Source organism: Pseudomonas sp. HN2 (genome assembly GCF_020736465.1).
GTDB lineage: Bacteria > Pseudomonadota > Gammaproteobacteria > Pseudomonadales > Pseudomonadaceae > Aquipseudomonas > Aquipseudomonas moraviensis_A.
This window is the reverse complement of the sequence record NZ_CP085885.1, coordinates 2885575-2907576: the sequence shown is the minus strand read 5'-3', so window position 1 is coordinate 2907576 and position 22002 is coordinate 2885575. Positions and strand designations below refer to the sequence as shown.

The following is a 22002-nucleotide window of genomic DNA, read 5'->3' as shown; positions in this document are numbered from 1 at the left end:
AGCGGGTTGAAATGACATGACCACCATCCTGGTAGTCGACGACGAGTATCTGATTGCTGACATTCTTGGCTTTGCGCTTGAGGATGAGGGCTTCATGACTGTGACCGCGAGCAATGGCAAAAAAGCTCTCGAGGTGCTGGAAAGAGAACGTCCGGCCCTGGTTATTACTGACTTCATGATGCCGGTCATGGACGGCCTCGAATTCGCCGAAGCCGTGCGTGCCCAGCCCTCCGTCAAACATCTGCCGATCATCCTGATGAGTGGCGCGCAGGCGCATATCGGCATGCAGCGCTCGGATCTTTTTGATGTCGTGGTGCCCAAGCCTTTTGATATTGCGGTGATTGTGGGTGAGGTGAAGAAGCTGTTGGGCTCATAGATACTCGACCACAAAGGCAATTTCGGCATTGGCATCGCCCGCTCTCATTTGCGCATTGGAAGGTTCAATGCGCACGAAACGAGCTTGCAAGGAAACGGATGCATTACCGCCGCTCGATGTTGGCGCTTTCATTATGTAATTCTGGTTCAGTTTGAGTATCTTTCTGTCACTGAAGCGCATTTGCAACGCCAGCCCTTTGGCAGTCGAGTTACTGTTGAGGTTTACCACGCCGGTATCAGCACTCCACGCAGGGCTGCCCGCAGTGGGCGAAAAGGAGAACCTGAAGTTATTGATTCCAGGAGGACAGTTTTTCATATCAAGAAAGAAGTATTTCTCCTTGGCATAGTCACCGTTCTGCAAAAAATCGCTCATGGTGTAGCTACCCATATCCACTTTCACATCAGGTGTTTCACAAGACTGCGAGACGATTCGTGTGCCGCTGGTATTCATTGCCAAAGGCTCGATTTCAGCAGCGACAAATGTCCCCAGTTGGCCTGAAGGTATCGTCGCACTGCCGGAAATAGTGCCCGTCTTTACAAAACGCAAGATGTGCTCAGAACCATTCCAACCCCAACCGCCAGCAGTGTCGGTAGTTCCTGGAAAGCCCTTCCACGCTTTCCCCGATGGCGGTCGGACCCATTGCCAGCCGATTCCGGTATTCCCGATAGGAAAAATCTCCACGCCCGGCTGAGTAATGCCGACATTATTGCGTACACCTTCATTGTGCACTGCGGAGCACCTGAAAGAACTGGGAATGGGACCCAGCGTCACGATAGGGCTTTCATAAATAACCGTGCCATTCGGCGCGTCACGTGGTACCGAGAGAGTGGCCGGCAGGATAACCTGCATATTGCCCATGGAATTGTCCGGATAAAATTCGCAGATCGCCGCCATTGCGTTTGACGACAACATATACAAGAGCCCGACAATTAATACACGGCATAACTTCATAACACTCTCTCTGACTCTACCTAGCGTGCAAACAACTGAATGGCTGACGTAGCCACACCTATTTAATTGGCAGGAATATCACCACGACCGGAACGAGAAGATAATAAAAAAAGAACACTTGAGCAAAAATTTATTTATTCAATAACAAGACAATTCTCATAGATTAATAACCACCCTGCCAAACCTGAAAAGTCTACAAACAGAAACGCTGTTTAGTATCACACTTTCGCAGCGCAAATAACTAAAGCCCAATTTAAGACTCGTCTTAAAGGCACAGTGACACTCGGCCATTACACTGACTGTTCTTGATAGGAGAACCGATTCCGTGAGAGCCCTCGATACCCTCAATAGCGCAAAACCCCACAGCAACGCCGCCCTCTACTGCCTGACGATTCTTGCACTGGCGCTGATCGCCATGACTGTCGTCGCCGGTTATGAGCTCAACAATCTGTTTCCACTGAAGGCCGTGGTGCAACAGCAGGAGATCCAGCTCACACAACGCTCCGATACCATCCAGTCAATGACCGCTGAACTCAAGCGTCTGACGAAACAAAAGCAGGCCCTGGAAACCGACCTGCTTACCGCGAAGGAACAGGCGAAGGCCGCCGAGGCGGCAAAGACCGAACTCGAAAACACTCAACGCGCAGCACAAATCAGCGCGGCGTTAGAGGATGAAGACTCACTCTGCGCGATCATCGAGCAAAATATCCGACTCGTAGCGGACCAACTCAGTCGCGACGACTTCTTCCGCTTGCGCGATGAGCGCGAGGCTGAAGCCGAAGCGGTGCTCGAAAGCTATGAAAGACAACTCGCCACCTGTATTGAACAGCTGACAGCACAAACCGCATCGCCAGCTCAAAATGACGAACCGGATGCGCAAGACCTCACTTCACCGATCAAGCACTGATTAAAAAGCCCTGGCAATCAGGGCTTCCCGTTAACGTGTTAAAGCTTGAATTCCTTGGTCAACTTATTCAGCGATGCCGCCAGTTGCGAAAGCTCCGCCGATGCAACAGCCGTCTGTTTCGATCCTTCTGCGGTTTCACTGGACAGGTCGCGAATGCTGATCAGGCTGCGATCCACTTCACGCGCAACCTGAGCCTGCTCTTCGGCTGCGGTCGCCATCAGCAGATTTCGCTCATTGATGAGATTCAGTGAGCCAGTAATGTCGGTCAGCACTTCGCCGGCAATATTGGCCATTTCCAGCGTTCTTTCAGCCTGCGAACGCGTGTGGCTCATTGAAGACACCGCACGGCTGGTGCCCGACTGAATGGAGCTGACCATCGATTCAATGTCCTCGGTCGATTTCTGCGTACGCTGGGCCAGCCCTCTGACCTCGTCCGCGACCACGGCAAAGCCACGGCCCGCCTCCCCCGCCCGCGCCGCTTCGATCGCTGCGTTCAAGGCAAGCAGATTGGTTTGTTCGGCAACCTCGCGGATAACGTCCAGCACGCTGCTGATATCGCTCGCCATGGTCGATAGCGCCTGCACCTCAGCCGAGGTGTTGTGCACACTGGAGACCATCAGATTGATTGCTGCGACCGTTTCACTGACCCGGGTTCGACCGGCAATGGCAGCGGCACTGGATTCCGAGGTCAGTTGCGAGGTCGATGCGGCGTTGTCCGCCACCTGCTCCACCGCTGCGCTCATTTCAGTGACGGCGGTGGCAGCCATTTCGATTTCATGGCTCTGACGCTGAGTGATACGCGAGATATCTTCCGTAACGCCGTGCATGACCTCCGAGGTTTCAGCCAGTTGGGTGGACGAGTCGCGGATCATGATCAGCGCATCGCGCAGACTGGCCTGCATCGCCGCCAGCGACGACAGCATCTGCGCCGCTTCATCGGAGCCATCGAGCGCAATGGTTTCGCTAAGATCATTGGCGGCGATGCATTCCGCCACCCTCAGCGAGCCTGCAATTGGCACCGTCAGGCTGCGGGTATACAACACGGCCAGGGCCAACGAAGCACCGATGGCAATGATGATGAACACACTGACGATCAACAGCGTGTGTTCGTAGACATTGTCGGCCTGCTTGCCCGCCTCATAGGCTTGGATCTCGTTCAGCGCGATCAGCTTCTTGAGTGCGACCTGTACGCCGTCCGAGGCAACACGCATCTGATTCTTGGACAGCGCGATGGCCGCCTCGAGCTGCCCGCTCGCCACTGTTTCGAGGTACTGGTCCTGCGCAAGATCATTGATCTTTTGCGCTTTGGCAAACTCCTCGAACGCCTCGCGCCCAGCGTCGGTGGCCAGCAGATCAATGAGCGCTCGCTGATGTTTCTTGATCAGTTGACGGGACTGCTGAATGTCCATCAGCGCCTGCGCCTTGCGCTCGGGGGTTTCGATGGGATTGCGCAAGCGGGCGTTATTACCCTTGATTTCGATGAACTCACGATCCAGTTGGCCGAGCAGTTTGATGCTCGGCACGATCGTGGTCTCAACGTACGTTTCTGCCTTGTTGAGCAAGTCGACTTGCTGCAGGGCGATCAGTCCGATCGCGATAATCATGAGACAGAACAAGCCGAAACACAGCGCCGAACGCGGCGCGAGATTGAGTTTACGAAGCAGCATGATGCCTTACCTTAGAGTGTATTCAAGACAATGGGGCAAACGAGTGGGCAGCGCAGCAGGCGCTGGGCAATAGCGCCTCAGCGCGAACATGGATCATCGCGGGAAGGTGCAGCAGCTAGCGGTTCGCGCACGAAGAGAGCGTGGAGTCGGGCGAGGCCGGCTCCGCAAGCTCCTTGAGCGCCGGATCGGCCAGCATCAGAAAATCCGCCAGGCGCGGCAGATTGATTTTCGAGACCAGGCGCATCCAGCGTTGCGGATGCGGGTTGAAGAAGGTCTTCGACCACTGATGATCATCACTGGGGTTGAAAATCAGCAGATGACGAATCAGCGGGTTTTCCCCGAAAAAATCCAGCGGATCCATTGCCATCTCGCTGAGCAGCTCAGCATTGACGACGACCAGGCTCAACCGTTGGGGGCAGTAATACGTCAGTATTCTCAGGTCGCGATAAGTACACACGTTCAACACGCTGAGACAGCCCAGCTTGTTGAACTGCTGTTCGATCGACTGGCCTCTGCGCACGTCGCTGTCGGCGATCAGGATCCGCAAGGATCGACTTCGGTTATTTTCAAGAAACATCGGACACCTTTGGCAGCTCCATTCTTCCTTTCAAGAAAATAACCAAGGGCCAATCTGTCTGATATGAGACTTGTCTCAAAAATGGCGGCGGGGAATCGCTGAACGTAACCCGCACCTTGATGACAGCCCACGCTAACGTTGGCGCGGCCTGGTTCAAGTGGTGTTGAAGGAGGGATTCTGTGACGCGGGAGGGCGGAGGCGAGCCTGAAGCGCGGGACGGTTCTGCACGAACCAGACAATTCTCATTAGTGACGCCCCTTTTTGTCAGTAACCTTGAAACAAGGGGCGCAGATTCATTCTTTCCAAGCCATCAAGGCAGCGTCATCGTCACGACGTAATTACCGGTCGTTATCTGGTGGCCCTTGTTGTCTGTCAGTAGCAGACGCTGGTCGTAGTATTTTTCCTGTTCATGGGTATCGGCAATCATTTTCACGAACACTTGCTGGCGCGGCTCACCCCGCCCTGCCGCACTGACGCTTTTCACCGTGAAGATCTGCCCGGTGCTTGCCTGCGGGCAGTCAAGCAGCTCGACAGAAAAATGGCTGCTGCCACTCGCCATGCAACTCGTCTCGACAATCTGTCCGCTGAAGCGAATCACTCCGCTGACCGGCGCGGACTGGGCTGCGCTGACGGTGTCGACACCGAGCAGGCAAAGGCAGGCAATCAATAAAGGACGTCGAATGATCATCGCGAAACTCCATGGTTATTAACCAAGGTATCGCCCGTTGCAAAATGATCTTTAACGTCCGCTTCCATGCAAGGCCAGTCAGCATGGCCCTGCCTCGATACGGTTACAGCTCGACCCGTTTGATTTTCTTGATCAGATCAGCCTGTGCGTGCTCCAGCTTCAGCGCGCTGCGATTGATATCCAATGGATCGATGACCGGCGCTTCGCACTCGGCCTCAAGCTCGTTACACGCCTCGATGACCTGATGTTCGGCCACAATCCGCGCCGCGCCCTTGATTCTGTGCGCCAGGTCAGCCAACAGCCCGGGATCGCTTTCGGGAATCAGCGAATGCAACTCCTCCAAGTCCTTTTCGCAACTCGACAGCGCCTCGCGCAGCAGTTCTTTCATCATGTCGAGGTCACCGCCGGTGAGCTCGTCAAGACGCTCGCGGATCGAACCCAGCTCCTTGACAGTCGCCGCAGGCGGACTTTCAACCGGCTCGGGTTCAAGATTTTTTTCCCAGCCGGCAAGCATGGTCGACAAGGTGCTGAGGCTGATCGGTTTGAACAGACAATCATCCATGCCCGCCTCTCGGCATTTCACTTTTTCTTCCGGCTGCGCGTTGGCTGTAAAGCCCAGCACAATGCACGGTGCGCCACCACTGTCGCGCTCATCCTGGCGAATGGTGCGGGCCAGCTCATAGCCGTTCATGACCGGCATGTTGCAGTCGGTGATCACAATGTCGAACGGCTCCGAGCGCCACAACGCCAAGGCCTGGGCACCATCGGCAGCATCACGCACCGCCTGGCCAAGGAAACTCAGCTGCTGCGTGAGTAGCAAGCGGTTGGCGCTCTGGTCATCGACTACGAGGATCCTGAGTGTCGGAACCGGTTTGTCCTGAATAACCGAAACAGGCAGCACCTTGCCGCCGAGCGGGCTGAGAATGTTGAAGAACAGCGACACTTCCAGGCAGGTGCCTTTGCCCAACGTACTGGTGATATTCAGCCGCCCGCCCATCAATTCGCACAACGAACGTGAGATGGCCAGTCCCAGACCGGTGCCGCCCCTGTTCGAGGGGCCGTGATTGGCTTGCGAAAACGGCTGGAACAGGTTCTGCAGATCGGCACTGGAAATGCCGATGCCGGTGTCCTCGACTTTGAGGTCGACCTGCAAACGCTCGTCAGCGAGGCGTTGACCACGAATCGAGACGCTGACATGACCGGTGTCGGTAAACTTGATCGCGTTGCCCACCAGGTTCGAGAGCACCTGCTGAAAGCGCATCGGATCAACCAGCACGTCACAGCCGACAGTCGCGTCAATGTCGAGCTTCAACACCAGGCTCTTCTGCCTGGCGAGGCCGTCGAACACCCGCGCCACGGATTCGACCAATTCGCGCAGGTTGGCACGTTTCGGCGAAAGGCTGACATGGCCGGACTCGATGCGTACCACGTCGAGGATATCGCCGATCAGTTCCAGCAGACCTTTCGCCGAATCGTACGCCACTTCAATCGCCGGTCGATCGAAGTGGCCCTGCTCGGCACGCTTGAGGGTGAGTTCGAGCATGCCGATCACGGCACTCATTGGCGTACGGATCTCGTGGCTCATGGTCGCCAGGAACGTGGTTTTGGCGCGGCTCGACTCGTCAGCCAGCTCTTTCGCCGCACGCAATTCCTCGATCAGTTCGCGCCGTTCGCTGATGTCGATCCAGCCGCAGATCACGCCCCTGACCTCACCCGCGGTGTCGTGATAAGGCTGGATCCAGTGGTAAATGATCAGCCGTGTATCACCGACATGCAGCGTGCGATCCACCTCGTAAGGTTCATCCTGTTCGATGACGCGCAGGTAGTCGTCGTGAAATTGCAACGCCTCCTGACGATTGCGCTTGCCGCTTTCGAGCACGGTCTTGCCGATCACATCCTTTTCTATCAGGCCAAAGGTTTGCAGATAGTTGTTATTGCAGGTGACAAGTCGACCTTCCCGATCACGAACGTAAATGGGATGCGGCGTGCCGTTGATCAGCGCCCCCATGAACTTCAGCTGATCGCCAAGCAAACGCTCTGCACGACTGCGTTCGCGGATCTGCCGGCGGATATAGAAATTCCACGCCAGCGATCCCAGGATAATCAGGAAGGCGCCAGCGCTGATCTGGTAGATCAACGCCTTGTAGTCGCGCCACGACAGTCCCGAGAACGCTGCGATGGGACGCCAACGGTTGAGGATCACGTCCAGCTCGTCTGGCGGAATGCTCAGCAGCGCCTTGTTCAGAATGCTGACCAGTTCGGTATCGGCGCGCCGGGCGGCAAAGGCGAGGAACCCTTTGTTCATGCCGACGATGTTGGAGATGCGCAAACTGTCGCTATAAATGTGAGCGATGTAATAACGCGCACTGTGCAACGTGGTAATCATCGCGTCTGCCCGCCCGTCTTTCACGTCAGCCAGCGCGCCCAGCACTGTTTCGTTGTCGACGATCTCGATGTCGGGATAATCCTTGAGCAGCTCGCGCTCCGCCGAGCTTTCGGGAACCGCGACACGCTTGCCGCGCAGTTCCTGCAGGCTTGAAGGCGCGCCTGCATCCTTGGTAGTGACGATCACGAAGGGACTGGCGAGAAACGGATGAGTGAAACGCATGCCGACTTCACGCGAGACGGTTGGCGTCAGCAGCGAGATATCGGCGCTGCCATCAAGCAGACGCGTGCTCAGGCTGGAAAAACTGTCAGTGCGTTCTACATCGATCTGCAAACCGGTGCGGCGCTGAATCAGCTCCAACAGATCAGCGCCGATCCCGCCAAAATTGCCATCGCCATCAAAGAACGCAAACGGTGCCTGATCGTCATTGATCACAAACCGCGCCACCGGGTGCAGCTCAAGCCAGCGTGCCTCGCCGGGTGTCAGGTCAATACGTTTGGTGGTCAGCGCCCCGCCGCCGCCGGACCAGCGCTTGGTGATCTCGCCTATCTTCCCCTCACCCATCGACTCGATGACCGAGTCGATCAGACGCAGCAGCTGATCATTACCTCGGCGCAAGGCGAAGCTGAAACCGCTGGTTTGGGTTTTGACGAAAGAGTGCAGACGCACATAGTTAAAGTAGTTGAGGTTGATCAGATAATTGCTGGACACCGTGTCGCCCAGGAACAGATCGACTTTGCCAAAGGCCAGCGCAGCCAGTGCCAGCTCGTTCGATGGAAAAAGCACGAACTCGGCGTTGGGATACAACCCGTGCAATTGACTGGAAGGCAGGTAATCGTCGGCAACCGCAATACGCAAACCGGCCAGATTGGCCGGCATCGGTCGCCGATCATCGCCGCGCATGAACATCGCCGGCACGTCTTCGACATAAGGTTTGCTGAGCGTGACGAGGCCATCGATCAACTCGAAACTGTTGGAGCTGCCCAACATGTCGATGTCGCCACGCTCGAGCGCCGCCATGGCGTCGCGACGGTCGGGATAAGCCTTGACGGTAACTTCGACGTGCAAGGCCTGGCCGATAATGCAGGCGATGTCGGCGGCAATCCCCTCGTAACGTGTACCGCTGGCGGTCATGACATAGGGCGGGAAATCCGGAAGCGCCGAGCCCAGCACCAGACTGCGCTTCTGCCGCAGCCAACTCCAGTCTTCATTGGCCAGATCGAGCTGCAGCTCCTTGCAGTCCGATCGACCGAACACCTGCAGAGTGCGCGGCTCTGCTGCCCACAACAACCCGCTACCGAACACGAAAAGCACACTGGCTAGCAAAACACCGCGCAACAGATGAAACATAAGCGAGTTATCCCTGGTTGTCCGCCGTCAGGCTGTGCTGCAACTTGAACAGCTCTGCATCACCACGAATGCCAAGCTTTTTGAAAGCGGCCTGTTTTTGCCCGCTGATGGTTTTGCGACTGCGCGAGAACTTCAAAGCGATCTGCGTCACTCCCATTCCCTCCAGGCAGCAGCGCAAGACTTCTTTCTCTTTCGGTGACAGCAGAGGATTGCTGAGGAAATCGTCGCTGTGCGCCGCGCCGTCGTCATTGGCACCGGCAGGTTCATCGACCGACGCAGGCAGCACATCGAGCTCGAAGGCCATTTCCGGCGACAGGTACAACTGCCCGGACGCAGCACTGCGGATGGCGGTGATCAGGTCATCGACCGACTGCGACTTGCCGAAGAATCCGCTGACGCCCGCCCCGATCGCCATGTTCACCACTGCCGGGCGCTCTTCAGAGGACGAAACGAGAATGCGCATGTCCGGATATTGCTTGCGCAGCAGGCGGATCAGATTGAGCCCGTCCAGCTCTCCGTCGTGCAGCTTGTAGTCGAGGATCAGCAGGTCGATGTCGACCTCGCGCAATCCGGCGAGCAACTGCGCGCTGCTGCCATACACACCTACGACACTGAACTCGGCTTCGCGCGTCAGCCGCGACTTCATCGCCAGACGTATGAGCGAGTGATCATCAAGGATGGCAACGCGTAACGGATTCACGACTGACCAATGCATGAACAGCTCCATGATGAAGAGTGTTGGAGGACCATCAGCACTTGGCAACCGCAGCAAATCCCGGGCATCACCGAAGCATTCAGGTGCATCTGATTGATTTCTCGGCACATGATGAGTGTTTTGAAGGCGTGACGAAATAGGGCTTTGTCCCAAAAGTCAGAATGCCGCTTGCATCAACGATCGGATGTGCCTATTGCGCGGCGCCAGGACGACTTTTGCCCCTCGAAGCGCCAATCGACCAGATGGGCCCAGTTCATGGGTCGAGCATAAAAGAAGCCCTGCCCCCACTGACAACCCAGCCGCGCCAGGTGGTGAACCTGATCGGCGGTTTCGATGCCTTCTGCCACCACCCGCATGTCCAGCTCGCGCGCCAGGGCCAGCGCACCGTGGATGACCGCGCTGTAGCGAGCCTGCTGGAAATTCTGCACGAAACCGGCATCGAGTTTGATTTCGTTGAACGGCATCTGACACAGGCGCTCCAGCGAAGAATAGCCGACACCGAAATCATCGATCGCCAGGCTGAAACCCAGCATGCGCAGGCGCACCATGTTTTCCATGCTGATCTCGGGCATCTGTAGCAGACCGGTTTCCGTCAATTCGAAAATGAGCCCGGCTGGCGAGGCTCCGTGGATGCGCAACAGCGCCTTGATCCGGTCTACAAGGTTCGGGTTGGCCATCTGCGTGACGTCAAGATTGAATGCCAGCTTGAACGGTTTGCCGTGGGACTGCACGAAACGCTGCAGACTCAGCCCTTGCGTAAGCAGGCTGAAAAACATTTCGTCGAGCAGCCCGCAACGCTCGATCGTTGGCAAGAACATACCCGGCGAAAGCAATCCGCGACTGGGGCTCTGCCATCGCACCAGCACTTCGGCGCCATCCACCTCACCACTGCGCAGATGAAACTTGGGCTGGAAGTACGCGCGAAATTCCTGCCGGCGAATGGCTTCAAGCACTTCGCTCTCCGAAGGCTGATCGAGCTGACTTTCCGCCACTTTGGCATCGACCTGAGTGTGCGGCCGGTAGCGAGCCAACAACGGCGCCAGCACATCGACCATCAACGGCTTGCCGACACTGCCGAGCAATTCCAGGCCCTGCAACGTGACGATCCGGTCAACCGTACGCAACAAGTCTTCAGGCAGCGAACTGCAGATGATCACTGCGCGAATCAATCCGGCCTCTCTCGCCAGGCGCAAAAACGTCAAACCATCCATCCCGGCCATGCTCAGGTCACACAACGCAACGTCCACGCCCCCTGCCTGGGAAATCACAGCCAGCGCATCCTTGCCGTCAGCCGCCTGAAAGATATTTTTGTAACCCAGGCTATTAAGCGCACTGACCGCCGCCGTGCGCTGGAAGGCGTGATCTTCCAATACCAATAAACGAAGCGTGTTCACAAACCCGGAACCTCTTTCTATCAGCCATTAATAGTGGAAAGTCTGAATCATCTTTCAAGCAGGACGCCCGCTCACAAACTTTGCATTGACTGAGATTTTCTGCACCCGCGAATACTAACCAGACACAAACTGCACGACTTTGAGAATTGTCTCATTTAGTTCGCCGCACCATTGACCGCAAATATAGCTGCGCACTTGCGATAGTGCTGACTTGCTCGCACTTGTCGCGCTTTAAGACAAATCTCAAAGACCTACAACTAACACAGACCTAAGATGGCCTGGCATTTCAATGCAGCACTTTCACAATAACTTCGGATATAAACATGAAAAAGTTCGCTTTCGCACTACTCACTCTTTCCGTACTGGCTGCCTCTACCGGCGCACAAGCTGCGGAAGAAGCCGCCAAAGCTGTCAAGGGCGGCAGCGGTCAAATCAGCTTCACCGGCGTTATCAACAACGACGCCTGCTCGGTAGATGGTGCTTCGGGCAGCGACAAGATGATTGCCGTGGACATGGGCAGCGTTTCGATCAAAGACATGGGCACCGATTCTGCCCCGGGCGCCGGTCGTGTGGCTGCCAACGATTTCAACCTGAAAGTGAACTGCAACGCCGGTACCAAGGTTTCGATGCTGTTCAAACCAACCGTAAACGGCGGTTCGGGCCTGGTTGATGGCAAGAAGGTTCTCAAGCTGCAAGGTACCGATGCGGCCAAAGGCGTCGGTATCGCGCTGCTGGACAGCAATGGCCAGTTGATCGATCTGAGCTCCGAAGCCACCGCCAAAGTGCAGACCAGCCTGACTGGCGACGGCACTACTGGCGGCGACGGCACCCTGTCGTTCGCAGCCGCTTACGTCACCACCGGCGACAAGACCGCTGCTACTGCAGGTACCGGTAACGCCACTCTGCCGTTCGTTCTCGAATACGAATAAGCAGCGCGCAATACCTGGACGGGGCCGCTGTGCCCTGTCCTTCCCAGCCTGAATTAATCGGTGAACACTATGTTAAGTCGCTATTTTCCGCTTTGCCTGGGACTTGCCGGAGTGTTGATGACGCACTCGGCATTCGCCAGCATTTCCTTGAGTTCCACCCGGATCATTTTCGATGGCGCGCACAAAGAAGCGAACGTCACCGTGCGCAATGGCGGGCAAACCATTCTGGCGCAATCGTGGCTGGATGCCGGCGACGCCGCTGGCAGCGCGCCGCCTTTCGCGGTAACCCCACCGCTGGCCAAACTCGAGCCCAATCAACAGCAACTGCTGAGGATACTTTATGAGGGCCGCGGCATGCCTGCGGACAAAGAGTCAGTGGTGTGGCTGAACGTGCAGGAAATCCCCCAGGCCAGTGCTGCCGATGTCAATACGCTGCAACTGGCGGTGCGTCAGCGCATCAAGGTTTTCTTCCGCCCGGACGGACTCGCCGGTGACGCCGCAAAGGCGCCGGAGCAACTTGCATGGCAGTTGGTTACACAGGCTGGCAAGTCGATGCTGCAAGTAAAAAACCAGAGCAATTACCACGTATCGCTGGCAGATCTGAAAATCGCTGCTGGAAAAAAAGCGGAGCTGGTAATTGATTCGACAATGATCGTTCCCGGCGAAGTCCGTTCGTTCAATCTGAAAGAGCTGCCCGCCGGTTCTTCGCGCTTGAGTTTTTCAGCCATTAACGATTACGGCGCACAACAACGATTTGACGCACCACTGAGCGCCACCGAAAGTCATGCCGAGCGCGTGAAAGATGCCTCCGCGCAGTAACTTCCCCGCCCTACCCTGCCAACTTACAAGCTATTCACAAGTTCCGGACTCCGGTTGAAGCAACACGGACTGATAAGGCAAATTGCATGTTTTCCTCCCAACACCACACATCTCCAAGTTGTGTTAAGCATCACGTTGCGCGTCAGAAAAACAAAACGGCGTTGGGCTGCCTGCATCCATTGTGCTTTGCAATCAACATGGCCATCTGTGGATTTGCCGTAGGTGCCGAAGCGCCGGCCGCGGTAGCGGGTGAAGCTTTCAATACGTTGTTTCTTGAAGGTTCATCAGCGGTCGATCTGCAACCTTTGTTGAATGCCAACAGCGTACTGCCGGGCCAATATCGCGTTGACGTTTACAGCAACGGCACGCTGGTCGGTCGACGCGACGTTGATTTTGCGGCCAACCCGGTCAACGGCAAAGTCGAACCGCGCATCACCCTGGAACTGTTACAGCAGCTGGGTGTGGACATGCGCAAACTGCGTGAGCAAGGTCTGGTTGACGAGCAACACCCTGCCGATCACTACGACCTGCCCGCGATGATCGAGCAAGCCAGTCTCAGTTTTGACGCCAACCGCCTGCGCCTCAGTATCAGCGTGCCGCAGGTGGCGATGGCTCGTGGCATGCGTGGTTATGTCGATCCTGAGCTTTGGGACGAAGGCGTGGCCGCCGGCTTCATCAACTATCAGTTGAGCAGCACCCGCAGCAAAACCGATTACTCGACGCAAATCTCCAATAACCTCGGGCTGCGCAATGGCATAAACCTGGGCGCCTGGCGTTTGCGCAACGAGTCCAACCTGAGCAGCGCCACCGGCCGGCCCAATCGGTTCGTCAGCAACCGTACCTTCATCCAGCGCGACCTCACGGCGATCAAGGGGCAACTGAGTGCGGGTGAAATCTTTTCCGATTCGGATCTGTTCGACAGCGTGCGCTATCAAGGCGTCAAGGTGGCCTCTGATGAGGGCATGCGCGCAGACAGTGAGCGCGGCTATGCGCCGATCATTCGTGGCGTGGCTGAAACCAATGCAACGATCGAGGTCCGCCAGGATAACTACATTCTCTACACCACCAACGTGCCGCCGGGCCCGTTCGAGATCAGTGATATCTATCCATCGGGCTCCAACGGCGATCTGGAGATCACCATTGTTGAAGCGGATGGACGGCGCAAGGTCACCCGACAGGCATTCTCCGCCCTGCCGACGATGGTGCGTGAGGGACAGCTGAAGTACAGCCTGTCGAGCGGCAAATTCAATAACAACAGCGAGGGCTATGACAAGCCGGCCTTCCTCAGCGGCACGTTCGCCTACGGCTTGACCAGCAACCTGACAGGCATTGCCGGCCTTCAGGCCAGCAATGGTTTCAAGGCGCTCTCGGTCGGCGCGGCGAAGAATACCTCGATTGGCGCGATGTCCCTGGACGTCACGCAATCGTCCAGCAAGGCCTTTGGCAAAACAATCCAGGGCAGCAGCGTACGCGCGCTCTATGCAAAGACCTTCACCGGCACCGATACCAGCTTCACCCTCGCCGCCTATCGTTATTCGACCGAGGGTTACCGCACGCTGACCGACCATGTGCAGGACACCAGCGCCGGCGCAACCCGACGTCTGGGTAATTCCAAAACCCGCACCGATCTTACGGTCAACCAGACCTTGGGCGAAGCACGTCAGTTCGGCTCGCTTTACTTGAACGCCAGTGACCAGCGCTATTGGGATCGCGGCGGCTCGCGGAGCTTTTCCGCCGGTTACAACAACAACTGGCGCGACCTGAACTACAACATCAGCCTGAGCAAAACCCAGGAATTCGGCGCGCGCGGTGAGACCAACAACGACACACAACTGAGCGTTTCGATTTCCTTCCCGCTCGGATCGACGCCTCGCGCACCGCGTGCCTACATTTCCAGCAACCATCAAAATACAGGGACCAGCACCCAAGCCGGGATCAACGGTTATCTGACCGAGGACAGCGACACCTACTACTCGGTGCAGACCGGGCGCAGTGTCCAGGGCGATCGTTCTGGCTCGCTGAGCCTGAGTACCCGTACATCGATGGGCGACCTGAGCTTGGGTTACAGCCGAGGCAATGGCTATGAATCACAGAACCTGAGTGCAGCAGGATCGCTGGTGGCCCATGCAGGCGGCATCAATATGGGCCAGACCGTCGGTGAAACGTTCGGCCTGGTGGAAGTGCCCGGCATGTCGGGCGTCGAAGTCAGCAGCTATTCAGGCGTGAAAACCGGCCTGAACGGCTACGCGGTTCTGCCTAACGCGCAACCGTATCGCGTGAACTGGGTGACGCTGGACACGCGTAACCTGGGTGGTGAGATCGAGCTGGACAATGCCACTCAGCAACTGGTGCCAAGACGCGGTTCGGTGGTTCTCGCACGCTTCGAAGGTAGCAAAGGCAGACGCGTCCAGTTCGAGCTGTACGACGCCAACGGACAGGCAATTCCATTCGGCGCCGTGCTGTTGGATAGCGACGGCAAACAACTGGCATTGTCCGATCCGACGGGCAAAGCCCTGGCGCTGGTGACCAAAGACCACGGTGTCATCACCATCAAGTGGCAGGGCAAAAGCTGCCCCGTGCCGTACAAGCTGCCGGAAAAGGTTGAAGGTTTGAACTACGAGCAATACCGGTTGGCCTGCTCTTCGAGCGCGAAGTAGTGCGCCAATAAACCTGCGCCTGTCGATTGAATCTGCAACACGGGCACCCGCTGACTATATTGCTCGGCGCCTTGGCGGTATGGTGGTTTGCCGTCCGCCGAGGAACCCTGAATGCCGAAGAAACCACCAGCCAGTAATGACACCGCCAGCGCAGCCGACATCGAGCGGGCGATTCTGGCCTTGAACACAATGGCCGAACGCCTGTGGGGCGACGGGCGTGAAGCCGAGGCCAAGGCGCTGCTCGATGCACTGGATGCGCTGAATCGCGCCCTTGACCGGATCCGCATCGGGGAAAGTCGCAGGGCCGTCACCCTGCACTGAACTCAGACCTGATAGAACTCCCGATACCACTGCACAAACGCCTGCACGCCCTGCTCGATCGGCACCTGCGGGCTGAAGTCGATGCAGCGTGCCAGCGCCGACACGTCGGCCCACGTCTTCACTACATCGCCCTCCTGCATCGGCAAATAACGGCGCTGTGCTTTCATGCCCAATGCCTGCTCCAGACATTCGACGAAGCTCATCAGCGCGGCCGGACTACCCCGGCCGATATTGAACAGGCGGTTGGTGCCGCGCTCGTCGCTGCGTGCCGGCGGCTTGTCGAGCAGTCGGAAAATCGCTTCGACGATGTCATCGATAAAGGTGAAGTCCCGCGCCATTTCGCCCTGGTTGTAAAGGTCGATGGCGCGCCCTTGCAGCATCGCTTCGGTGAATTTGAATAGAGCCATGTCCGGTCGGCCCCACGGGCCGTACACGGTGAAAAAGCGCAGGCCGGTCGCCTGTAATCCGTAGAGATGGCAGTAGCTGTGCGCGAGCAGTTCGTTGGCGCGTTTGGTCGCGGCGTACAACGACACTGGCTGATCGACCTGGTCATCTTCTGCAAACGGCATCTTGGTATTGGCGCCGTACACCGAGCTGCTCGAGGCGTAAATCAAGTGCTCGGGCGGATGACCACGGCAAGCTTCCAACAGGTTGAGAAACCCGACCAGATTCGATTGCGCATAAGCATCAGGATTGTCCAGCGAGTAACGCACACCAGCCTGCGCGGCGAGGTGGATGACCTGTTTGAATCGGCCCTTCACGAACAGCGCGGTCAATGCTCCCTGGTCGACGATGTCCAGCCGCTGGAAAGTGAAATTGGTCAGCGTTTGCAATCTGTGCAACCGCGCCTGTTTAAGTTCGACGTCGTAGTAAGCGTTGAGATTGTCGACACCAACAACCTCAAAACCTTCGCGACATAAACGCACGACCGTGTGATAACCGATAAAGCCTGCTGCGCCCGTCACCAGAACACTCATGATCGCCTCGGCTCACTGGTTTGACTTTAGCGGATACGCACCGCCGAACATTTCGCCCGCAAACTCGGCAACTATTCATAGACGACCTTAGTTGCCGAGGCCAGCAGCAGCCGACGCAAGGAGATTAAAAGGCAAACCTCTTACGAACCGAAAGATGTAAGATTGAAACTAATTTGCTATCACGCACACCATCTAACCTAGACGACTTCAATAACTTGGAAAAGTTTAAAAAATCCGACGAATAGATTTCACCCTTACGAACCAATCACTTACAAAACATGGCCATCATCAGCGGATGAAAGGCAGTCTTTTTGACTGTTATTAATTGACAGCTTGCGAAGACTGGCCGATAACTAATCCCTGCCCGATGAGCTCGCGCCGATGCGCACTTTCCCGCTTTCTGGCTACTTATGTAATTGGATCCTGAAGGTCGCAACTGCGAACCGTGCGGTAGCTTTGCCTAAACAAAAGCCGCCGGATCGTTATAGCCAAGACGGCCACGGATATAACAACAACCCACCTAAGTTGATTCATTTTTGAAACACTTCTTCTGCCAATAAACATTGATGCATCTGGCTCGGCACTTTGCCTTGATCAGCCTACTACCTACTAGCAAGCATGACGGCTCGTCCCACGTTATCGGCCGCCTTGCTTAAACGATCGCTATGTATGGAGTACTCCAGCATGCTAACGGTTTGCCGCAACGGTTCTAACTGGTATTTATTGCAGTGCAAGCCCCGCCAGGATGAACGGGCACAACTCAATCTGCAGCAACAGAACTATTCGACCTTTCGGCCGCAGCTGATGAGCGAGCGCAGTATTCGTGGCAAACGCCAACGAACCCTGGAATCGCTGTTCCCCGGCTACGTGTTCATTCAGTTGAGCCGAGACGATAATTGGGCGCCGATTCGCTCGACCCGCGGCGTCAGTCGCATCGTCGAATTCAACCACGTGCCGGCCCGGGTCGATGAAGACGTGATCGCACAATTGCGTGAACGCAGCCAGGAGTCGATCGGTTTTCCCGCCGAGCCGACGCTCAAGCCTGGCGAACCTTTGCAGATCGTCCAGGGCCCACTGTCACCGCTCGAGGGTGTGTTCCTGTCCATGCAGGGCGATGAGCGCGTGATGATCCTGCTCAATTTCCTCAACCGCCAACAACACGTCAGCGTCCCGCTGAGTTACCTCGAACGCCAGCGACAATAGTCCGGATCCGCTTCGCCCTGACACCGACCCCCTCTATCAGGAGCGTGATCCATGGCTCTGAAGCCTCGCTGTTCCCTGGTTTTAGTCGTTGCCTGCTGCGCACCCGAAGCTGCCTGGAGCGTTGAGCCGCAAGCGATCAATGTCTACGGCTTCGATTTCACCCCGACCTTCGCCTTGTCGGAAAGCTACGACGACAACTTTCGTGAAGTCGAACATGACGTCGAGTCAACCATGGTCACCCGCCTGGCGCCGGCCTTCGAGCTCAAGGCCGAGGATCGCAACAGCGCCACGCGGGTGATCTGGGAGCCGACCCGCTATATCTATCACAGCGCCTCGGACGCTTCGAACACCGCCCAGCGTCTGCGCGCCGACAGCATCATGGAGTTCACCGACCGGCATCGGCTGAAACTCGAAGCCGAGGCGCGCAAATACGAGCGCACCACCTCGACCGCCGTCGACGGCATCAACGACAAGATCGAAAGCAAGCGCGTCGGCGGCGTCTACACCTTCGGCGCGCGCAGCGCGCTGAACCAGATCGACCTTGGCGCCAGCTACGCCCAACTGCGCTATGACAACGCCGACGGTATCAACGATGACAAGGAGCGCAACACCAGCAACCTCACCACCACCTGGTATCACCGCCTCGGCAGCAAGACCCGCGGCCTGCTCGAATACGACCACACGCGCTTCGACTACCTGCAATCGAACAGCCCGCGCAGCAGTCGCTCCGATGCGGTGCTGGCCGGGGCCGAATGGGACATGACCGCAAAAACCACCGGCAAATTGCGCGTCGGCTACGAGCGCAAGAACTTCGACCAGAGCGGCTCCGACGATCTGAGCAACCCGACCTGGCAAGTGGATCTGGCGTGGAAACCGCGCACCTACTCGACGTTTACCTTCCTCGCCCGCCAGGCCATGGCCGAAGGCGACGACGGTTCCGACGCGGTGAAAGCCACCTTCACCCAGGTCGGCTGGCGCCACGGCTGGACCGAACGCATCACCAGCGTTGCCGAAGTCGGCATGGGCCATTACGTCTACGAAGGCCAGGACCGCAGCGACGATCTGCAGGATTACAAACTCGGCGTGATTTACGAAATGCGCCGCTGGCTGGACGTCGAACTCGCCTATCGGCACCGCGACAACGACTCCGATGCCGACAACGAAAGCTTCACCCGCAACGTCTTCCAGATCACTTTCGACGTCAGTCTGTAGGAGGGTTTGGCCATGCACTCGCGCCTGATTTTGCTGTTGTTGCTGCTCTGGACAGTGCCCACGGTCGAGGCGGCGGACAGCAACGCCGATTACCGCCTTGCTGCCGGCGATGTATTGCGCATCACGGTGTTCGGCGAGCCGGAACTGAGCTTCAAGAAGATCCGCCTGAACGACGCCGGCACCTTCTCCTACCCGTTTCTCGGCGAAATCGTCGCCAAGGGCCTGACGCCGAATCAGGTCGAACAGAAGATCGTCGACGGCCTCAAGCAAGGCTATCTGGTCGATCCGAAAGTCAGCCTCAGCCAGATCGAATACCGCCCGTTCTACATCAATGGCGAAGTGCAAAAGCCCGGCAGCTACCCCTTCCAGCCCGGCCTGACCCTGGAAAAAGCCATTGCCTTGGGTGGCGGCCTGACCGAACGCGCCTCAATGAAACGCGTGACGATCCTGCGCGGCAGCGGCGGCCCGCCGGTCACTGAAAACATCTCGCGCACCACCGTCATCGCCCCCGGCGACACCATTTCCATTGCACAAGGCTTTTTCTGATCATGGACAACAGCCCAAGCACCTACCTCGAACGTCCGCTTCAGAGCCACTCGCAAACGCAAGCGGCCGATGAGTCGGACACCCTTGATCTGCTGCACCTGTGGCGCGTGATCTGGTCGGCGAAGTGGAACATCGCCTGGCTGGTGCTGCTCAGTTGCGCGCTGGCCGTGGCGGCGCTGTCGTTCATCACGCCGCAGTACGTCGGCAGTGCGACGTTGCTGATCAAGGACAAGACGCCGCCCGTCATGAGTTTTCAGCAAGCCGCTGAAGCCGGAGGCGCCACCACCACCGATTACCTGCAGACCCAGCAAGCCCTGCTGCAATCGCGGGAACTGGCCGAGCGCGCCGTGCGCAAACTCGGCCTAACTACGAATCCGATCACCGATCCGCGCCAGCAGGCGCAGAGCTGGTTCACCCCGCGCCAATGGCTGGCCGATCTCAACCGCGACCAATGGCTGCCATGGCTGGATCTGCTGCCGCCACCGAAGCCGCCAGCGACCGAAGAACAGGTATTCAACGACGTCACGCAGAACCTGATGTTGCACACCGGCGTCAAGTTTGTCGGCAAAAGCCAGTTGCTGGAAATCGACGTCGAACTGCCCGACCCGGCCCTCGCTGCGGCGGTGGCCAATGCCCTTGCCCAAGGCTTCATCGACAGCCAGCAGGACACCAGCCTCAAGTCTTCGCAAAACAACACCAGCTGGATGAACACCCGCCTGGTCGAGTTGCGCGACAACCTGCGCGTAGCCGAAAACAAGTTGCAGGGGTATCGCGAAGAACAGGGTCTGGTCGATGTCGACGGTGTCGCGACGATCAGTGCCAACGAACTGCAAATGACCGGCAACCGCATGATCGATGCACGCCGCGATCGCGCCGAAGCGGAGAGCCAGTTCCGTCAGGCGCAGTCCTTGAGCAACGGCGACATCAGCCGTTTGTCCAGCGTGCCGGCGGTGCTGAGCAACCCGCTGATTCAGCAGTTCCAGGCCGACCTGGCCAAGGCCCAGGCCAAAGTCGAGGAGTTGTCGGGGCGCTACGGGCCGAAACACCCGGCGCTGATATCCGCCCGTTCCGAACAACGTACGGCGGCCAACAGCCTGCGGCTGCAGGTGCAGCAAGTGGTCGCCGGCATCGAACGCCAATATCAACTGGCGGTGGCCAGCGAAGACGCGTTGCGCAAATCCTTCAACAGCAACAAGGCACAGATTCAGGACATTTCGCGCAAGGAATTCCAGCTGCGCGAATTCCAGCGGGAAGTCGACAGCACCCGCGCGCTGTATGAAACCTTCGTCACTCGTCTCAAGGAAACCGCCGCCACCTCGGACATGGATTCGGCCAAGGCGCGCATTGTCGACCCGGCGATCGCGCCGCTGGAAGCCAGCAAACCGCGCAAGAACCTGATTCTCGCGATCGTTGCGCTGGTCGCTGCGGTGGTTGGCGTCGCCCTCGCCTTCCTCTTCGATACGCTGAGCAACACCTTCAAGACCGACGACACCGTCGAGAGTCTGCTCAATGTGCCGCTGCTCAGCGTGGTGCCGCTGGTCATGAAAAAGAGCCGTCGGCAGTTGGCGCGGCTGTTCGAAGACAACGATCACCCGCGCTTCTGCGAAACCATCCGCAACCTGCGCACCTGGCTGATGCTGCAAAACAACGAGCGCCCGGCGCAGGTGGTGCTGGTCACGTCCTCGGTGTCCGGCGAAGGCAAGAGCACCATCGCCAACAATCTCGCTTCGTCGCTGGCGCCGCTGGAACGGGTGCTGCTGATCGACGCCGACATGCGGCAGCCGACGCTGTCGCTGAACTTCGATTTCCCGCCAGAGAGCCCCGGCCTCGCCAACCTCATGGCCGGCACCGCGCGGCTGGAAGACTGCATTCGCAGCGTCGGCAATCTCGACATGCTTCCGGCCGGCTGCCTGGCACCGTCGATGCTGGATCCGTTCGACGCACCACGACTGAAAGCCTCGAGCAGTTCGAGCAACGCCGTGGCCCCCGCGCAGGATTTGCTCAGTTCGCCACGCCTCGGCCGGTTGTTGCACATTCTCAAGTCGCGCTACCGGCACATCATCATCGATTCGCCGCCAGCGGAAATCGTCAGCGACGCGCTGTTGCTGGCCCAGCATTCCGACGCGGTGATCTACGTGGTCAAGGCGCAGAGCACGCCGGTCGGCCAGGTGCGCAAAAGCATTGCCGTGTTGCAGCAGAGCCAGGCGCCGGTATTCGGCGTGGTGCTCAATCAGGTCGATCTGCGCAAGGCGCGCAAGTACGGCCATGGCCATTCCCGTTCCTTCTACGACTACGACTTCGCCCCGCGCTGATCCTCCGGGCCGTGC

The 22002-nt window shown here is 57.7% G+C and carries 18 protein-coding genes; 10 read left to right on the top strand and 8 right to left on the bottom strand.

Annotation, left to right across the window (positions count from 1 at the left end; translation table 11 throughout):
* Positions 1-16 precede the first annotated feature (16 nt).
* Positions 17-376 (top strand): response regulator, encoded by a 360-nt coding sequence (locus LIS66_RS12695; RefSeq protein ID WP_042609803.1) that lies wholly within the window; start codon positions 17-19, stop codon positions 374-376.
* On the opposite strand, the gene LIS66_RS12690 is transcribed toward LIS66_RS12695, so the two are convergent.
* Entirely contained in the window at positions 371-1327 is a 957-nt protein-coding gene (locus tag LIS66_RS12690) for a fimbrial protein (protein WP_227974436.1), read from the bottom strand. The genes LIS66_RS12695 and LIS66_RS12690 overlap by 6 nt on opposite strands.
* A 325-nt stretch (positions 1328-1652) precedes the next feature.
* Between LIS66_RS12690 and LIS66_RS12685 the strand changes: the two genes are divergently transcribed.
* Positions 1653-2234 carry a hypothetical protein gene (locus LIS66_RS12685; protein WP_227974435.1) on the top strand — a complete coding sequence of 194 codons (582 nt, stop codon included), beginning with the start codon at positions 1653-1655 and terminating at the stop codon, positions 2232-2234.
* 38 nt (positions 2235-2272) lie between these two features.
* Here the strand turns inward: LIS66_RS12685 and LIS66_RS12680 are convergent, their stop codons facing one another.
* The 6 genes from LIS66_RS12680 to LIS66_RS12655 form a co-directional block, all read right to left on the bottom strand.
* A complete protein-coding gene (locus tag LIS66_RS12680) occupies positions 2273-3901 on the bottom strand; it encodes a methyl-accepting chemotaxis protein (RefSeq protein WP_227974434.1) in 1629 nt (542 codons plus the stop codon).
* A gap of 115 nt (positions 3902-4016) precedes the next feature.
* Complete coding sequence (locus tag LIS66_RS12675; RefSeq protein WP_052512493.1) at positions 4017-4448, bottom strand: hypothetical protein; 432 nt, start codon at positions 4446-4448, stop codon at positions 4017-4019.
* 340 nt (positions 4449-4788) lie between these two features.
* A complete protein-coding gene (locus LIS66_RS12670) occupies positions 4789-5166 on the bottom strand; it encodes a type 1 fimbrial protein (RefSeq protein ID WP_227974433.1) in 378 nt (125 codons plus the stop codon).
* 103 nt (positions 5167-5269) lie between these two features.
* Positions 5270-8902, bottom strand: a complete 3633-nt coding sequence (locus tag LIS66_RS12665; RefSeq protein WP_227974432.1) for a transporter substrate-binding domain-containing protein — start codon at positions 8900-8902, stop codon at positions 5270-5272.
* 7 nt (positions 8903-8909) lie between these two features.
* On the bottom strand, positions 8910-9617 hold the full coding sequence (locus tag LIS66_RS12660) for a response regulator transcription factor (protein WP_227974431.1): 708 nt from the start codon (positions 9615-9617) through the stop codon (positions 8910-8912).
* A gap of 173 nt (positions 9618-9790) precedes the next feature.
* The gene (locus tag LIS66_RS12655; RefSeq protein WP_042609797.1) at positions 9791-11011 is read right to left on the bottom strand and encodes an EAL domain-containing protein; all 1221 of its coding nucleotides are present in this window, start codon (positions 11009-11011) and stop codon (positions 9791-9793) included.
* Positions 11012-11334: 323 nt separating this feature from the next.
* Between LIS66_RS12655 and LIS66_RS12650 the strand changes: the two genes are divergently transcribed.
* The 4 genes from LIS66_RS12650 to LIS66_RS12635 all read left to right on the top strand — a co-directional run bounded on the left by LIS66_RS12650 (position 11335) and on the right by LIS66_RS12635 (position 15737).
* Positions 11335-11940, top strand: coding sequence for a fimbrial protein (locus tag LIS66_RS12650; protein WP_042609796.1), 606 nt, complete (start codon positions 11335-11337; stop codon positions 11938-11940).
* A gap of 69 nt (positions 11941-12009) precedes the next feature.
* On the top strand, positions 12010-12759 hold the full coding sequence (locus tag LIS66_RS12645; protein WP_064361721.1) for a molecular chaperone: 750 nt from the start codon (positions 12010-12012) through the stop codon (positions 12757-12759).
* Between the two features lie 197 nt (positions 12760-12956).
* Positions 12957-15416: a fimbria/pilus outer membrane usher protein gene (locus LIS66_RS12640; RefSeq protein WP_227974430.1), complete on the top strand. Its 2460-nt coding sequence runs from the start codon at positions 12957-12959 to the stop codon at positions 15414-15416.
* Positions 15417-15527: 111 nt separating this feature from the next.
* Positions 15528-15737 (top strand): hypothetical protein, encoded by a 210-nt coding sequence (locus LIS66_RS12635; RefSeq protein ID WP_227974429.1) that lies wholly within the window; start codon positions 15528-15530, stop codon positions 15735-15737.
* Between the two features lie 2 nt (positions 15738-15739).
* On the opposite strand, the gene LIS66_RS12630 is transcribed toward LIS66_RS12635, so the two are convergent.
* Complete coding sequence (locus LIS66_RS12630; RefSeq protein WP_227974428.1) at positions 15740-16714, bottom strand: NAD-dependent epimerase/dehydratase family protein; 975 nt, start codon at positions 16712-16714, stop codon at positions 15740-15742.
* 684 nt (positions 16715-17398) lie between these two features.
* Between LIS66_RS12630 and rfaH the strand changes: the two genes are divergently transcribed.
* Genes rfaH through LIS66_RS12610 form a run of 4 tightly spaced genes read left to right on the top strand, consistent with a single transcriptional unit; the run spans position 17399 to position 21987 of the window.
* A complete protein-coding gene (rfaH, locus tag LIS66_RS12625; protein WP_056785643.1) occupies positions 17399-17917 on the top strand; it encodes a transcription/translation regulatory transformer protein RfaH in 519 nt (172 codons plus the stop codon).
* Between the two features lie 51 nt (positions 17918-17968).
* The gene (locus LIS66_RS12620) at positions 17969-19129 is read left to right on the top strand and encodes an outer membrane beta-barrel protein (RefSeq protein ID WP_042609791.1); all 1161 of its coding nucleotides are present in this window, start codon (positions 17969-17971) and stop codon (positions 19127-19129) included.
* A gap of 12 nt (positions 19130-19141) precedes the next feature.
* Complete coding sequence (locus LIS66_RS12615; protein WP_042609790.1) at positions 19142-19675, top strand: polysaccharide biosynthesis/export family protein; 534 nt, start codon at positions 19142-19144, stop codon at positions 19673-19675.
* 2 nt (positions 19676-19677) lie between these two features.
* The gene (locus tag LIS66_RS12610) at positions 19678-21987 is read left to right on the top strand and encodes a GumC family protein (RefSeq protein ID WP_227974427.1); all 2310 of its coding nucleotides are present in this window, start codon (positions 19678-19680) and stop codon (positions 21985-21987) included.
* Positions 21988-22002: the final 15 nt, after the last annotated feature.

Bases quoted from the DNA above. Each gene is read 5' to 3' on its own strand.
- LIS66_RS12695 (WP_042609803.1), top strand. From the start codon at position 17: ATGACCACCATCCTGGTAGTCGACGACGAGTATCTGATTGCTGACATT.
- LIS66_RS12690 (WP_227974436.1), bottom strand. From the start codon at position 1,327: ATGAAGTTATGCCGTGTATTAATTGTCGGGCTCTTGTATATGTTGTCG.
- LIS66_RS12680 (WP_227974434.1), bottom strand. From the start codon at position 3,901: ATGCTGCTTCGTAAACTCAATCTCGCGCCGCGTTCGGCGCTGTGTTTC.
- LIS66_RS12670 (WP_227974433.1), bottom strand. From the start codon at position 5,166: ATGATCATTCGACGTCCTTTATTGATTGCCTGCCTTTGCCTGCTCGGT.
- LIS66_RS12665 (WP_227974432.1), bottom strand. From the start codon at position 8,902: ATGTTTCATCTGTTGCGCGGTGTTTTGCTAGCCAGTGTGCTTTTCGTG.
- LIS66_RS12660 (WP_227974431.1), bottom strand. From the start codon at position 9,617: ATGCATTGGTCAGTCGTGAATCCGTTACGCGTTGCCATCCTTGATGAT.
- LIS66_RS12650 (WP_042609796.1), top strand. From the start codon at position 11,335: ATGAAAAAGTTCGCTTTCGCACTACTCACTCTTTCCGTACTGGCTGCC.
- LIS66_RS12645 (WP_064361721.1), top strand. From the start codon at position 12,010: ATGTTAAGTCGCTATTTTCCGCTTTGCCTGGGACTTGCCGGAGTGTTG.
- LIS66_RS12640 (WP_227974430.1), top strand. From the start codon at position 12,957: ATGGCCATCTGTGGATTTGCCGTAGGTGCCGAAGCGCCGGCCGCGGTA.
- LIS66_RS12635 (WP_227974429.1), top strand. From the start codon at position 15,528: ATGCCGAAGAAACCACCAGCCAGTAATGACACCGCCAGCGCAGCCGAC.
- LIS66_RS12630 (WP_227974428.1), bottom strand. From the start codon at position 16,714: ATGAGTGTTCTGGTGACGGGCGCAGCAGGCTTTATCGGTTATCACACG.
- rfaH (WP_056785643.1), top strand. From the start codon at position 17,399: ATGCTAACGGTTTGCCGCAACGGTTCTAACTGGTATTTATTGCAGTGC.
- LIS66_RS12620 (WP_042609791.1), top strand. From the start codon at position 17,969: ATGGCTCTGAAGCCTCGCTGTTCCCTGGTTTTAGTCGTTGCCTGCTGC.
- LIS66_RS12615 (WP_042609790.1), top strand. From the start codon at position 19,142: ATGCACTCGCGCCTGATTTTGCTGTTGTTGCTGCTCTGGACAGTGCCC.
- LIS66_RS12610 (WP_227974427.1), top strand. From the start codon at position 19,678: ATGGACAACAGCCCAAGCACCTACCTCGAACGTCCGCTTCAGAGCCAC.